10 protein-coding genes and 5 pseudogenes are annotated in these 13186 nt (G+C 73.0%); 8 read left to right on the top strand and 7 right to left on the bottom strand.

Annotated elements, in window-relative coordinates:
- Positions 1-30 precede the first annotated feature (30 nt).
- Positions 31-240, top strand: a pseudogene (locus tag ABD317_RS01400) (M15 family metallopeptidase); the annotation flags it as partial.
- A gap of 31 nt (positions 241-271) precedes the next feature.
- Complete coding sequence (locus ABD317_RS01395) at positions 272-766, top strand: TrmH family RNA methyltransferase (RefSeq protein WP_344286941.1); 495 nt, start codon at positions 272-274, stop codon at positions 764-766.
- A gap of 106 nt (positions 767-872) precedes the next feature.
- Here the strand turns inward: ABD317_RS01395 and ABD317_RS37680 are convergent.
- Together ABD317_RS37680 and ABD317_RS01385 are read right to left on the bottom strand one after the other, a co-directional pair.
- Positions 873-998, bottom strand: a pseudogene (locus ABD317_RS37680) (ATP-binding cassette domain-containing protein); the annotation flags it as partial.
- Between the two features lie 143 nt (positions 999-1141).
- Entirely contained in the window at positions 1142-2536 is a 1395-nt protein-coding gene (locus ABD317_RS01385) for an AMP-binding protein (protein ID WP_344286939.1), read from the bottom strand.
- Positions 2537-2588: 52 nt separating this feature from the next.
- Between ABD317_RS01385 and ABD317_RS01380 the strand changes: the two genes are divergently transcribed.
- On the top strand, positions 2589-2756 hold the full coding sequence (locus ABD317_RS01380; RefSeq protein WP_344286937.1) for a hypothetical protein: 168 nt from the start codon (positions 2589-2591) through the stop codon (positions 2754-2756).
- Here ABD317_RS01380 and ABD317_RS37675 read toward each other — a convergent pair.
- Positions 2739-2828 (bottom strand): annotated as a pseudogene (locus ABD317_RS37675) (hypothetical protein); the annotation flags it as partial. The gene ABD317_RS01380 and the pseudogene ABD317_RS37675 sit on opposite strands and share 18 nt — an antisense overlap.
- An 81-nt stretch (positions 2829-2909) precedes the next feature.
- Entirely contained in the window at positions 2910-5975 is a 3066-nt protein-coding gene (locus ABD317_RS01375) for a sulfotransferase-like domain-containing protein (protein WP_344286935.1), read from the bottom strand.
- A gap of 164 nt (positions 5976-6139) precedes the next feature.
- On the opposite strand from ABD317_RS01375, the gene ABD317_RS01370 reads away from it, so the two are divergent.
- Both ABD317_RS01370 and ABD317_RS01365 read left to right on the top strand, forming a co-directional pair.
- Entirely contained in the window at positions 6140-6568 is a 429-nt protein-coding gene (locus ABD317_RS01370) for a hypothetical protein (RefSeq protein ID WP_344286933.1), read from the top strand.
- 21 nt (positions 6569-6589) lie between these two features.
- A complete protein-coding gene (locus ABD317_RS01365; protein ID WP_344286932.1) occupies positions 6590-7393 on the top strand; it encodes an RluA family pseudouridine synthase in 804 nt (267 codons plus the stop codon).
- Between the two features lie 247 nt (positions 7394-7640).
- On the opposite strand, the gene ABD317_RS01360 is transcribed toward ABD317_RS01365, so the two are convergent.
- Positions 7641-8777, bottom strand: a complete 1137-nt coding sequence (locus tag ABD317_RS01360; RefSeq protein ID WP_344286930.1) for a condensation domain-containing protein — start codon at positions 8775-8777, stop codon at positions 7641-7643.
- Positions 8778-9346: 569 nt separating this feature from the next.
- On the opposite strand from ABD317_RS01360, the pseudogene ABD317_RS01355 reads away from it, so the two are divergent.
- Positions 9347-9604, top strand: a pseudogene (locus tag ABD317_RS01355) (aquaporin); the annotation flags it as partial.
- Between the two features lie 15 nt (positions 9605-9619).
- Complete coding sequence (glpK, locus tag ABD317_RS01350) at positions 9620-11131, top strand: glycerol kinase GlpK (protein WP_344286928.1); 1512 nt, start codon at positions 9620-9622, stop codon at positions 11129-11131.
- 31 nt (positions 11132-11162) lie between these two features.
- Here glpK and ABD317_RS01345 read toward each other — a convergent pair whose 3' ends face one another.
- Positions 11163-11585: a roadblock/LC7 domain-containing protein gene (locus tag ABD317_RS01345; protein WP_051438700.1), complete on the bottom strand. Its 423-nt coding sequence runs from the start codon at positions 11583-11585 to the stop codon at positions 11163-11165.
- Between the two features lie 174 nt (positions 11586-11759).
- Between ABD317_RS01345 and ABD317_RS01340 the strand changes: the two genes are divergently transcribed.
- Complete coding sequence (locus ABD317_RS01340) at positions 11760-12149, top strand: hypothetical protein (protein WP_425582244.1); 390 nt, start codon at positions 11760-11762, stop codon at positions 12147-12149.
- A 20-nt stretch (positions 12150-12169) separates the two neighbouring features.
- Here ABD317_RS01340 and ABD317_RS01335 read toward each other — a convergent pair.
- Positions 12170-13186 (bottom strand): annotated as a pseudogene (locus ABD317_RS01335) (hypothetical protein); the annotation flags it as partial.

Genomic DNA, 13186 nt, shown 5'->3' with positions numbered 1-13186 from the left:
GATCCAAGTGTATGCGCTACTTGACACTCGGAGTGCTTCGACACGCTCAGCCACACGCTGGACGAGCGGGTACAGGGCGAGCAGCGCGCCAACCGGCTGCGGCTCAAGGCGGGGCTGGAGGCGGCGGGCTTCGTCAACTACGCGTACGAGTGGTGGCACTTCGGGCTCGCCGACGAGACGTTCCCGGACACGTACTTCGACTTCCCGGTGCACCGCCGCTCGCTGTCCGGGCACGGGTAGCCGCGGCGGCCCCTTGTAGACTGGGCCGATCATGTTCGATCACATTCGGCATCGGCCGCCGTCGGTGCTGGCCAGAGAGCGCGAGCTGGTGCTGGCCTGCGCTCCTCTGCGTACCCGCGCGAATTTGTCGAGCATCGTGCGTACCGCGGGGTGCTGCGGAATCACCAGGGTCATCGCGTGCGGTAACGCGAAAGTCGACCCGGACGTCGCGCGGGACAGCCTGGAGCAGGTCGGTATCGAGGTGCGGCGGACGCTTCCGCCCGTGCTCAGGGATCTGCGCTCGGCGGGGTACCGGGTCGTCGGCCTGGAGCAGACGACGAACTCCCGCAGCCTGCACAGCTATCCCTTTCCCCGGAAAACCGCACTCGCCGTCGGAAACGAACGCCTCGGCCTCACCGAGGAGGAACTGAAATTCGTCGACGACTGCGTCGAGATTCCCGTGTGGGGAATGCCGCACAGCTACAACGTCGCGACCGCGACGGCGATGGCGCTGTACGAGTACTGCAAGCAGTACCCCGAAGGCTGACCCGGAACGGACGGCGGCCCGGGACGGCTCCCAGCTCTGGAGCACCCGGGCCAGTCTGCCGCGGGCGACGACCGCTCCGGATCGGTGCCCCCTCGGCCGCCGGGTCGTGGCCGAGGACGCGCAGGGTGCCGGCGGACGCGGGCGACACGCAGGCGATCATGCGCATGGTGGAGGACTTGCCCGCCCCGTTGGGGCCGAGGAAGCCGAACGCCTCCCCGCGCCGTACGGCGAATCCGATGCCGTCGACGGCGGTGAAGGGCTCGCTCCGCCGGGTCCTGCGGTAGCGCTTGACCAGGCCGTCGGCGTGCAGCAGCACGTCGTCGGCGGGGGTCTGGAGGGCCATCGGTACTCCGGGGCGTTCGGTGGGGCGGGCGGTCACAGGTCGCGTCGGCGGAGCTTGCCGACGGCGTCCCTGGGGAGCCGGTCGACGAACGTGTAGGAGACGGGGACCTTGGTGCGCACCAGCCGGCCGCGGCAGTGCGCGTCGAGGTCCGCTGTGCGCGGCCGGCCGCCGGCGGCCGGCACGACCAGGGCGTGCACGGCAGCGCCGAGTACGTCGTGGGGCCGTCCGACGACCGCCACGTCGGCGACACCGGGGAGCTCCGCCAGCACCCCTTCGGCCTCGGCCGGGTACACGTTGATCCCGCCGACGTTGATCATGTCGGCCCGGCGGTCGACGAGGTACAGGTAGCCGCCGTCGTCCAGGTAGCCGAGGTCGCCGACGGTCAGGAACCCGTCCCGCTCGGCGAGGGGCGGTCCGCCGCCGAGGTAGCGCGGCCGGGTCGAGCGCGAGGAACGGATGTACACGTTGCCGACCACCCCGGCGGGCGCGTCGGCGCCGCCGTCGTCGAGTCTCCGTACGCGCACGTCCCCGGACGGCCGCCCGGCGCTCCCCGGGTGCTTCAGCCACTCGTCGCCCCGGATGGCGAGAAAGCCGATGTCCTCGACGGAGCCGTAGTCCTCGTACACGCGCTCGGGCGAGAGCAGGCCGAGCCACCGGCGCTTGTCCGACTCGTGGCAGCCCCCGGACCCGTGGTAGAGGGCCTCGACGCTGCCGAGGTCGAAGGACTCGACCCCCGGCACCGACGCGGCGGCGCGCATGAGGGTCGGCACCAGCACCATGAAGCCGACCCGGTGCCGCTCCACCAGGCGCAGGAACAGCGTCGGCGAGAACCGCTCCATCACCACCACGGTGTGCTCCATCGCGAGCCCGTTGTGGGTCTCCAGGAAGCCGCCGTGGTACATGGGGAGGGAGACCAGCTGCACCTGGCCGATGCGCATCCCCGCCAGGGTGTAGCCCGCGGGCGAGGGCGCTTCCGGGTCGTACGTCCACGGGTGCCGCCGCAGCACGATCCGCGAGGTGCCGGTGCTTCCGCCGGTCAGCGCCGCCGACCGCGGCACCCCGGCGGACGGGAACGGCGCCCCGTCCGCCGCGGCGGCCGGCGGGTCCGGCGGGACGGCGGGGCCGCCGACGACGGGGGCGCCCGGCACCCTGGCGAGCAGGTCCGCGTGCTCCCGCTCCGGCGGCGCGGGGTTGACGGGCACGACGAGCGCGCCGGTCTTCCAGGCCGCGGTCGTCCAGACGATGTGCGGGATGCCGTTGGGCAGGGACACCACCACGACGCCGTCCTCGCCGACCCCGGCGGCGGCGAGCGCTCGGGCGGCGGCGTTGCTGCGCCGCTCCAGTTCGGACCAGGTCAGGCAGGTCTCGGCGCCGTCCGGCCGGACGCTGATCACGGCCGTGCGGTCGGGATGCCGCGCGGCCAGCACGCCGATGCGCTCGCCGATGCGCTGCCGGGGCCGGACGCCGTCGCCGTCGCCGGTGCCGGCGTCTCCGGTGGCCGGGGGCGGCGCGGCCGGCGGCCGCCGCGACGAGTGCGGCCAGCGCGTCGAAGTCGCCGGTGGCGAGAACGTCGAAGACCTCGCCGACGTCGATGTCCAGCCCCAGCCGCTCCTCGATCGTCGTATGGAGCATGATCACCGCCAGTGAGTCGCCGCCGGCGTCGAAGAAGGCCTCGCCGCCGGCGACCTCCTCCCGGGGCGGCCGGGCGAGAGCCGCCAGCCAGAGCGCCGACAGTTCCCTTCGCAGGTCGGTTCACGCAGCCATCGTGCCTCCGTGTCCGGTGGGTGGTGGGCGGTCGGTTCAGCAGGAGAGGCGGTGCCGGTCCAGGTAGAGGTAGTCGTCCATGCACGCGTCGACGACGCCGTGCAGCTCCTCCGGCACCTTCGGCTCGCCTTCGCCGTGCGGCAGGAATCCGCTGGAGCCCTGCACGTTCCGGTACCGGGGATCGCCGAGCGAGGGGTCGTGCTCGTGCCTTCCGGGCGGCCAGGAGAGCATGTCCTCGGTGAAGTCCACGCCGAGCGCCGCGCACAGGGCGGTCAGCGCCGCCCGCGGCCGGTGCGCGAGATCCGCGGCGTTGAGCACGGCGGGCGTACCCGGGCAGTGTTCCGCCACGTGGCCGAACACCGAGCGCAGCTGGCGGAAGCCGAGGTCCGCGGCGGTGAACGCGGGCCTGATCCGGGCGTACGACGCCGCCACCCGCGCGGGGTGACGGACGAGGAAGCAGTTCGTCATGCCCGCGATCCACCGTCGGGGCACCTCGGGCAGCAGGTGCATCGCGTGGTGCTTCTGGAACCAGATCGGCCCGCCGCCCGGCACCTCCCCCAGCAGCCGGCCGAGCACGACGCGCCAGTCGTGCGGCTGGCCGGCCGGGGAGTCGCCGGCGTTGGGCCGCTGTGCGCCCGTCGCCGTCAGGAAGTACGCGTAGCACGGCTCGTCGCTGACGGCCGTGTCGGCGCGGCTCTCCCATGCGCGCAGCAGCACGGTGGACAGGCTGCGCGGCCCCGACCACAGGGCGATCCGGCGGGGAGGCCGCCCGCCGGGGCCGGGGGTCACGGGCGCACCGTCCCGGGCAGTGCCGCCGCGGTGTCCCGCACGATCGCGCGGACGACCTCTGCGACCTCCCTGCCCAGCACACCCGCCGACACCGCGAACGACGCCTTGTCCAGTCCCAGCTGCGGGTTGGCGTTGATCTCCAGGAAGAAGCGCCGCCCGGCGGGGGTCACCCGGCAGTCGAGCCGGGAGTAGTCCCGCAGCCCGGCGGCCCCGGTGGCGGCGAAGGCCATGGCGTGGATCACGGCTTTCAGCTCCGCGTCCCAGTCCGCCGTGGACGTAGTGCACGGACGCCTTCGTCGCCTTGGTGGCGGCGTCCAGCACGGCCGGGCCGGACCCCGCGGTGTCGCGTTCGAGCACGACCGCCGGGAGGCACCGAGGCGCCGACCTGCCGATCACCGGCACCGTCACGTCCAGGCCGTCGACGTACTCCTGGAGCATCGCGACGCACGGGAGCCTGCGCCGGAGGCCGTCGACCGCGCTGCGCACCGCCTCCGGCTCGTTGGGCACCAGGGAGAGGCCGATGCTCGACTCCTCGTACGCCGGCTTGAGCACCAGGTACTCGGCCGGCTCCAGCTGTCCGGAGATCCGTTCCGCGGCGCGGGAGGACAGCGGGCCGCAGACGATCCGGTGGCGCGGGCAGGAGAAGCCGAGGCTCGACATCAGGTCCGAGACGTGGGGTTTGTTGGCGCTGAGGTAGAGCCCGGCGGGGCGGGCCCCGAGGTAGTCGGCGCCGGCCGCCTCCAGGCGGAGGGTGGGCCGGACACTCGTTTCGAGCAGGCCGAAGGCGTAGGTGTAGTTGAGGACGCGCCGGCCGTCGAGCCGCGCCGCCCAGTCCTCGTCGGCGGCGTTGAGCGTGGTCAGGCCGGGCAGGAACCGCCGCGTGTGGTCGGCGAGGGCCTTGATGCTCTCCTCCGTCTCGAAGTTCCGCTCGACCTCGTACTCGATCGATCCGGTGTCGTGGAGTTCCGTCCGCGGGACGTGGTAGAGCAGAACGGTCACGGCTGCGGCTCGCCGGCGGTGGTGACCTGCCAGGTGTCGGTGCTGAGTTCGCGGCCGTCGAAGTCCCGGGTCCTGGAGTGGTCGAAGTCCCAGTGCTCGGACGGCACGACGACCTTGCCGCGGGCGCCGGGCAGGTCGAGAACGTGCTGGGGATACGCCAGGCCGCTCAGGCGTTCCCGGAGCGTCGACATGATCTTTATCTCCTCGTCGAACTCCATCTCGAAGCGCGCGGTCGTCTCGATGCGCTGGCAGTGGTAGATGTAGTAGGGGCGGACTCCCAGGAAGAACAGCTCGCCGAAGAGCGTGGCGAGCGTCGTCGGCGGGGATGTTCTCGTGCTCCGGGTCGTAGTCGTACATGGCCCGCATGGCCGGGCTCGTGGCGGAGAGCGAGCGGATGTGCAGCGTGGTCTTCTCGGCGAAACGGCCTTCGGTGTCCATGGTCTTCCTCTCGTGGATGTCCGGGTTCCGCGGCGGTTCCCAGGGAGCGACGACGAGGTCGAGGGTGATGCGCACGCGCCTCCCGACGCTGGTGGCGGGGTAGAAGGAGTAGAGCAGCGCGGAGCGGTGCAGCAGTTCGTCCGGCGGGGTGACGTGGACGAGGTCGAAGGCGGCGGCCGGCACCGTGACGACCGCGTCCTGCGGCAGCGGAAGGAGCTGGAGCCAGGGGCGGTTCCGTACCGTGTGGTCGAGGGTGAGGGGGTACACGGTTCGGGAGCCGGTTTCGCTACGGGCCCTGTTGACCAGGAAGAGGCGGGCACCGGCCGGGACGCCGGGGATCGCCCGCGCGAGGTGCGAGAACCCCTCGCCGTGCTTCTCCACGCGGAACAGCCGCGCCCCGGCGGCCCTGCCCGGAACCACCGCCCGGAGGAGGTCCGCGTTGTGTGCGGCGCTCAACTCGGCCACGGACAGGCCCTCGTTGTTCGCCGGCAGGGCCGTGGGCACCGGTCGCGTCGGCGGCAGCCCGTCCGCGGCGCGGATCCCGACCCCGCTTTCGTACGTGCGCGCGGCGCCGGTCGCGGCCGGGGCGCCGAGGCTCAGCCCCACCGACCGCTCCCGCAGCCGGTCCGTCTGGTCGCCGGGGGCCGGGCCGCGCACGAGAGCACTCAGCCGTTTGCCCCGGGCCGGGCCGACGGTGAACCCGGCCGAGCGGTCGAGGACCGGGAGGGCGCGGTGGTAGGGCATCATCATCGGTCCGGGCGGCCGGACGGGCTCGGTGAAGAAGAAGCCAGCCACCTCGCCGGGGCCGAGCGGCAGGAGGAAGCGGTCCCCGCCGGGGTGGTCGAGGACCGTGCCCGACACGGTGCCCGGCTGCATGTCCCAGTCGATGAGGGTGAGTTGCTGAACGAGCCGGCACGACCTCGGCCAGCTCGCAGGGCGGCGACGTCCTGGCGACCGACAGCACGGTGTCGGTGGCGATCGCCTCCACCAGGTCGCCCGCGGCCCGCTCGCCTTGAGCGCTCAGGTGGAAGAACACGTCGGTGCCGCCGAAGTCGACGTGGCAGACGTCCGGGCGGGGCGCCCTGCCCGGCAGCCCGGTGCCCGCGGGGCGGGCGGCGGCGCGCGGCGGCGCGTGGCTCCTCGGCCAGCTCGATGCCGAACCACTCCGGCAGCAGCGCCGGCACCATCCGGGCGTCGTACTCCGTGGTGTGCGTGCCCTGTTCCACGTGCTGGAAGAACTGCTGGACGATCGATACCTTGATGTCGTCCGGCAGTTTCCCGAGTTCGCGGACGAGTTCCTTCCCGGCGCCGTTTCTGAGCCGTTCCGCGATTTCCCCGGGATCGACGGTGGGCGCGGCTTTTTCATCCGAGTGCATGGTACGGCCCCCTACGGGCTGCAGCGGAGAGGCCGGGTATTCGTCGGCCTGGTAAACTACGGCGTCGCCCGGTGCGGCGTCCGGCCGGAATAGGTACGGAATTCGATGAGAGACATGAGGATGACAGTGCCCAGTTGGCGGGAAGTCCGCAGCACTCCGGCGCTACTTGAGGACGCGTCCGTCCTGGTGCTGAACAAACCCGCCGGGATTTCCGTGATGGGTGAGCGGCACGGCACCGATCTCGTGGAGCTGGCCGGACAGGCGGGCGAACAGCTGTTTCCGGCGCATCGCGTCGACAAGGTCACGTCCGGTGTCGTCCTCTTCGCGAAGGACCTGGCCACGCACGCCGGGCTGACGCGGCAGTTCAACAAGCGGACGGTCGACAAGGCGTACCTGGTCGTCACCGGGACCGCCGGGCTGCCCGACCGGGGCACGGTCGACCTGCCGCTCAGCGTCGGACGCAAGAACCGGGTGCGTATCGCCGCGGCGCGCGAGGATATCCGGTTCGACACGGAAGAGGGCCGCTGGTGGGTCGCGGAGGACGACCTCCTCGACGTGAAGAACTATCCGTCCACCACTCATTTCCGGACGCTGTGGAGCGACGGCGAGTACACGGTGCTCGTCGCCCGGCCGGTCACCGGCCGCCGCCATCAGATCCGCGTCCATCTCGCCTGGATCGGGCACGCGATTCTGGGTGACCCCCTCTTCGACAAGGCCGCCGCGGCGGCGGGTCTCCGTACCCATCTGCATTCCTGGCGGCTGGGCTTCGACGCGTCCTGGCGCGACGGCGGCCGCATCGAGGTGGTGGCCGACCCGGACGAGGACTTCTGGAAGCCGCTGGCGGGCGCTCTCTCCGCGACGGCGGTCGACCGCCTGCTGCGCGAGGGTGCGGGGTTCGCCGGCCCGGCGGAGTCCTGACCCCGCGGGCGACCGCGCGCCGGGGTCGCTGACGGCCGTCATGCGCTCTCCCTCCCGTCGGTACGCGCCCACGCGTCGCCCGGTGCGCCGGACGCGGGTCCCGCGCAGAGGGCGCGGACCGGCTCCGGGGTGACGGCCCCCCGCGTCACGAGCCGTTCGAGGTCGCGCAGGAACTCCTCCGGCCCGCCGGACGAAGAAGCCGGCCCCCTTCGGCGGGCTCTGCAGGGGCGGGACGCCGAACGTCGTCTCACCCAGCCGCCGCGGCCGGGTCGGGCGGGCCGATCCGCCGCGACACCGCGAACCGGATGTCGTTGAAGAAGCAGTACCTCCCCGCCGCGACGCCCCGCCGGCCCGCGATGCCGGCGATCATCGGTTCGAGTTTCCGGGGGTCGTACTCGGTGTGGCGGAACGCGCGCAGGGTGATGTTCCGGGCCCGTCGGACGAACTCCGCGAGGGTCTCCTCCCGGGGGCCGATACGGAATATCGCGCTCTGGTTGAAGGCGCCGACCAGCCGCCGGTCCTCCGGGCGGAAGCGGGTGGACACGAGGGTGCGCAGCCCCGCCTCCCGCTCTCCGGTGCGGACGGCGAGCAGCGCCGCCGTGGCGGCCAGGACGACCGTCCCGGCCTCGGCGCCGGTCCGCAGGCTCAGCGACCGGACGGCGCACGCCAGGGCGGCCGACTCCATCCGCGACCAGAGCAGTTCGGTTTCCGGGCCGTCCGTCGGCCCGGCCGGTCCGAGCATGCGGGCCGGCAGGGCCTCGATCTCCTCGCGCCAGTACGCCAGCGCCTTGCGCTCCCGGGAGCGGGCCAGGTCCGTCGTCTCGTAGCGCGCCCGCGCCAACGGCTGCTCGGACGGCGGAGGGAGCGGTTCGGCCCGTAACAGCGCGGCGAGGTCCGCACCGACGACGGCCAGACTCCAGCCGTCGACGGCCAGGTGGCTGACGACGAGGAGCACGGCGACCGGAGCCGAGGAGCGGGTGAGCACCACGGGGCGCAGCGGGAGGTCCACCCCGGTGTCGAAGGGCAGGGCGCGGACGGACTCGGCAACGCGCCCGGCCGCCCGGTCGACGGGTTCCGCGCCGATCTCGCGGATCCGGACGTCGACCTCGCCCTCGCCGACGACCTCCTGGCGCGGGCCGTCGGGGGTCTCGTGGTAGCGGGTGTGGAGCGAGTCGTGCCGTTCGACCAGCGTGCGGAGCGCGCCGAGGAGGCGGTCCAGCGAGGTGCCGGGCGGAACGTCCCGGCGGACGGCCGAGTTGAGGCTGCTGCCGTTGCCGGGCAGCCACCTGATCACGTCCCAGATCGCCAGCTGGCCCCAGGTCAGCGGGCCGGTGGCGGAGCGGCCGGTGCGGAACTCCAGCGGGTGGTGGCGGAAAGCGGGCATCGGGATCTCCCGGTGAGACTGGCCGGACGACCACGACATCTGCGTACGGGTGGCTCCGTGCTCATCGGCGCACTCCGGAGCGGGGCGCCGGCGCCCCTCTCGTCGGCGGCGTGGACGAGTGAGAAATGCCGAGCGATCGCAGAGCAGCGTAGTCATGCTGTCGCGGCGCACTGTCGGCGTCCCGCAGCCACCCGTGGTCGGCACCGGGGCCGTCCGGCCGGCGACCCGCGGGGCACGGGCGCGCCTCGGCGACGGCGGGCCGGACATACACATGAGGCCGTCGTGTCCAGTGTCTTGACGGTCCATCAGCCCAGGTGAACACTGCCGGATGTCAGTCGGGCATCGCCGCACGACGGCCCCGCCGCCCTGTCTCCCACCGGCGACTCGCCACGCTGACGCGCGCTCGCAGCAGACGCCGGACGGGGTGTGGGCACCCTCCCCCGCCGGCGCTCGACGTCATGGCAGCAGCCAGGGAAGCACGCACCTTTCGCCCCGGCCGGGACCGTGTCCCGGCCGGGTGAGATCGAGGAGCCGCAATGGACTATCCCGACGGGGACATCTTCGCCGGTGAAGTGATCGGCACCGCCATCCTGATCCTGTTCGGCGCGCTGATCGGCGCGGTGCTCGTCACCGGCATCGGCCTGTCGCTGGGCGGGCCGACGGGGTACCCGATCAACCCGGCGCGCGACCTCGGCCCCCGTATCGCGCACGCGCTGCTACCCATCCCCAACAAGGGCACCAGCGAGTGGAACTACGCCTGGATACCCGTGACCGGACCGCTGATCGGCGGGACGCTGAGCGCGCTGATCTACAAACTCGCCTTCTAGCAGCAAGGGGACGTCATGACGGACAAGTACGTCGCCGCCATCGACCAGGGCACCACATCGAGCCGCTGCATCATCTTCAACCAGAACGGCGCCATCGTCGCCGCCGACCAGCGCGAGCACCGCCAGATCTTCCCCAGGCCCGGCTGGGTGGAGCACGACGCCGCCGAGATCTGGGCCAAGACCCAGGCCGTGGTGACCGGCGCGCTGGAGCGGGCGGGGCTGCGGGCCGACGAGCTGAGCGCCGTCGGCATCACCAACCAGCGCGAGACGACCGTGCTGTGGGACCGCGCCACCGGCAAGCCGGTGCACAACGCCGTCGTGTGGCAGGACACCCGCACCGCGGCCCTGTGCACCGAACTCGGCGGCGCCGACGGCCAGGACCGCTTCCGCGACCGCACCGGGCTGCCGCTCGCCAGCTATTTCTCCGGCCCCAAGGCCGCCTGGCTGCTGGACAACGTGCCGGGCCTGCGCCGCCGCGCGGAGAACGGCGAGATCGCCTTCGGCACCGTCGACTCCTGGCTGATCTACAACCTCACCGGCGGGCCGGTCGGCGGCGTGCACGTCACCGACGTCACCAACGCCTCCCGCACCATGCTGATGAACATCGGGACCCACGAGTGGGACCCGTCGATCCTGGCGGCCATGGACGTCCCGGCCGCGATGCTGCCGGAGATCCGCTCCTCCGCGGAGGTCTACGGCACCTGCACCGGCCGGCTCGACGGCGTGCCCGTGGCCGCCGCGCTGGGCGACCAGCAGGCGGCGGTCTTCGGCCAGACCTGCTACGGCGTCGGGGAGGCCAAGAACACGTACGGCACGGGCAGCTTCCTGCTGCTCAACACCGGCACCCGGCCGGTGCCGTCGGAGAGCGGGCTGCTGACCACCGTGGGCTACCAGATCGGCGGCGAGGCGCCCGTCTACTGCCTGGAGGGCTCCATCGCCGTCACCGGGGCGCTGGTGCAGTGGTTCCGCGACCAGCTCGGCATCATCGCCGCCGCCGACGAGATCGAGACGCTGGCGGCGAGCGTGGCGGACAACGGCGGCGCGTACATCGTCCCCGCGTTCTCCGGGCTGTTCGCCCCGTACTGGCGCGGCGACGCCCGCGGCGTCGTCACCGGCCTGACCAGGTACGTCACCAAGGCGCACCTGGCCCGCGCGGTGCTGGAGGCGACGAGCTGGCAGACCCGCGAGGTCGTCGACGCGATGTACCAGGACTCGGGGGTGCGGCTGACGGACCTGAAGGTGGACGGAGGGATGACCGCCAACGGGCTGCTCATGCAGCACCAGGCCGACGTTCTCGGCGTGCCGGTGCTGCGGCCGGTGATCTCCGAGACCACCTGCCTGGGCGCCGCCTACGCGGCGGGCCTGGCGACCGGCGTGTGGCGGGACCAGGACGAGCTGAAGACGCACTGGCAGCGCGACACCGAGTGGACGCCGCGGATGGACGAGGCCACGCGGGAGCGCGAACACCGCAACTGGCGCAAGGCCGTCGAGCGCAGCTTCGGCTGGCAGGAGGACGAGACCGGCTGACGCCGCGGCGCCGCGGCGCGGCCGTCCGCTGTCAGGACCGGCTGCCCCGCGGCGCCGCCGCCAGATGCTCGCCGACCCGCTTGACCAGCAGCGTCATCTCGTACGCGATCTGCCCGATATCGGCGTCCGACGCCGCCATCACCGCGAGGCAGCTGCCGTCGCCGGCGGCGGTGACGAAGAGGAACGCGTCGTCCAGCTCCACGAGCGTCTGCCGTACGGAGCCCGCCTGGAAGTGGGTGCCCACGCCCTTGGCGAGGCCGTGGATGCCGGAGGCGACCGCCGCCAGATGCTCGGAGTCCTCCCTGCTCACATCCTCGGACACGCTCATCGGCAGCCCGTCGGACGACAGCACCAGCGCCATCCGCACGCTCGTGAGCCGCCCCACCAGATCGTCGAGCAGCCAGTTCAACCGGCTCCCCGGCGGCTGATGTCTGTTCCCACCCTGCACAACCATGCCCGCGTCCCTTCCCCGGTCGGCGCAGCCTACTACCGTCGCCCCGGCAACTCGTAGCCCCCTCCGAACGTTGACACATCGGAACGTGTGAACATGGGTACCCCGGGCTTTTTGTCCCCCCGCTTGCGGGGCAGTCACCCAGGGCACCCGGCAGTCGAGCGGGAGAGGGTACTGATGGCTGCAGAGGAGGAGCTGCGGCGCCCCGGATCGCCGCTCTGGGTCGAGGAGCCCGTCGGCACGCCGAGGCTTCCGGACCCGGTGCGGACGGCGGCCGTGCGCGCCGTGATCATCGTGGCCGTGACGCTGACGCAGGGGATGACCGCCCTGCTCTTCACCGTCACCGGGTCGTGGCCGGCCTTCCCGCTGTTGCTGAGCACGGTCGTGAGCACCGTGGTCGCGACCTGGGGCGTGCTGGACGTCTGGGTGACACGGCAGGTGTGGAAGCAGCGGCACGGGGTGGAGTCCCTGCCCAGCAGCGCGGCGCGGCGGGGCCGCCGGGAGCGCCGCGGCGCCCGCGGTACGCAGCGCGACCGGCCGCCCGGAGCGGTGCCGGCCGGAGTCTGACGCCCCCCCCGCCGGCCCGTCTACGGTGCCGCCGCCGGAGGGCGGCGGAAGATCCGGGTCGCCGTCACCTCGCCGACCGACGGCTCCTCCCCCTCGCGCTGCGCCGGCAGCCCGGGGCGCAGGTGCTCCTCGACGGTGATGTACTTCAGCCCCGCGCGCAGATCCGCGTCGTTGCGCAGCCGGATCACCAGCGGGAACTCGGCGAGCGCCGTCGTGTCGAACAGGCCCGTGGTGTAGAGGAGCTGCACGCCGAGGGCGTCGGCGACGGCGCGCTGCAGCTCCAGCAGATACGTGGCGTTGGCGCGGCCGATGGGGTTGTCGAGGAAGAGCGTGCCCGCGTGGTGGTGCCGGTCGTCGCCGCGGTCGTTGCCCCGCAGGGCGGCCATCGTGCAGTACAGCGCGATGGCGGCGGTGAGCAGCTGGCCGCCGGAGAACACGTCGCCCATCTGCCCGACCGGCACCCGCTCCGCGCGCAGCACCGCGTCCGGCTTGAGGATCTCCACCGCCACGCCCCTGGGTGCCATCGCGGCGTCCACGCCGCGCAGCAGCAGCGTCATGCCGTCGCGGCGCAGATCGCCGTTCTTGCGTACGGCCGCGCGCGTGGCCTCGTCGATCACCTCGCCCAGGCGCTCGGACAGCGTCGCCTGGTCGGGGTCCTCGAAGCGGATGCGCAGGAACTCCTGCCCGGACCACTCCCCGAGGCCCCCCGGCAGCCGCGACAGCCGCTGCGCGGCGCGCAGCGTGGCGAGGCCGGACTCGACCAGGCCGCGCAGCCGGTCGACGATGCCGTCGCGGTTGCGCTCCAGCTGCGCCAGCTCGTCGGTGAGCACGCGCAGCCGCGGCGCGAAGGCCGCCGCCCAGGCGGCGGCGTGCTCCGGCAGGGCGGCGGCGGGCAGCTCGCGGATCTGCTGCCGGGCGGGGGTGCGGACCTGCTCGTAGCGGGTGGCGTTCGCGTGCCGGACGAGCACGTCGCACGCGTCGCGCAGGGCGGACTCGGCGGCGGCCAGGTCCTCGGCGAAGCCGCGCAGCGCGGCGTG

It is taken from the genome of Streptomyces synnematoformans, assembly GCF_039531005.1.
GTDB lineage: Bacteria > Actinomycetota > Actinomycetes > Streptomycetales > Streptomycetaceae > Streptomyces > Streptomyces synnematoformans.
The sequence above is the reverse complement of the archived record's forward strand: the minus strand, read 5'-3'. Positions and strand labels throughout refer to the sequence as shown.

What these genes read in the sequence shown, in the direction of transcription:
- ABD317_RS01395 (WP_344286941.1), top strand. Translation starts at nt 272, where the DNA reads ATGTTCGATCACATTCGGCATCGGCCGCCGTCGGTGCTGGCCAGAGAG.
- ABD317_RS01375 (WP_344286935.1), bottom strand. Translation starts at nt 5,975, where the DNA reads ATGCAGCCGGGCACCGTGTCGGGCACGGTCCTCGACCACCCCGGCGGG.
- ABD317_RS01365 (WP_344286932.1), top strand. Translation starts at nt 6,590, where the DNA reads ATGAGGATGACAGTGCCCAGTTGGCGGGAAGTCCGCAGCACTCCGGCG.
- ABD317_RS01360 (WP_344286930.1), bottom strand. Translation starts at nt 8,777, where the DNA reads ATGCCCGCTTTCCGCCACCACCCGCTGGAGTTCCGCACCGGCCGCTCC.
- glpK (WP_344286928.1), top strand. Translation starts at nt 9,620, where the DNA reads ATGACGGACAAGTACGTCGCCGCCATCGACCAGGGCACCACATCGAGC.
- ABD317_RS01345 (WP_051438700.1), bottom strand. Translation starts at nt 11,585, where the DNA reads ATGGTTGTGCAGGGTGGGAACAGACATCAGCCGCCGGGGAGCCGGTTG.
- ABD317_RS01340 (WP_425582244.1), top strand. Translation starts at nt 11,760, where the DNA reads ATGGCTGCAGAGGAGGAGCTGCGGCGCCCCGGATCGCCGCTCTGGGTC.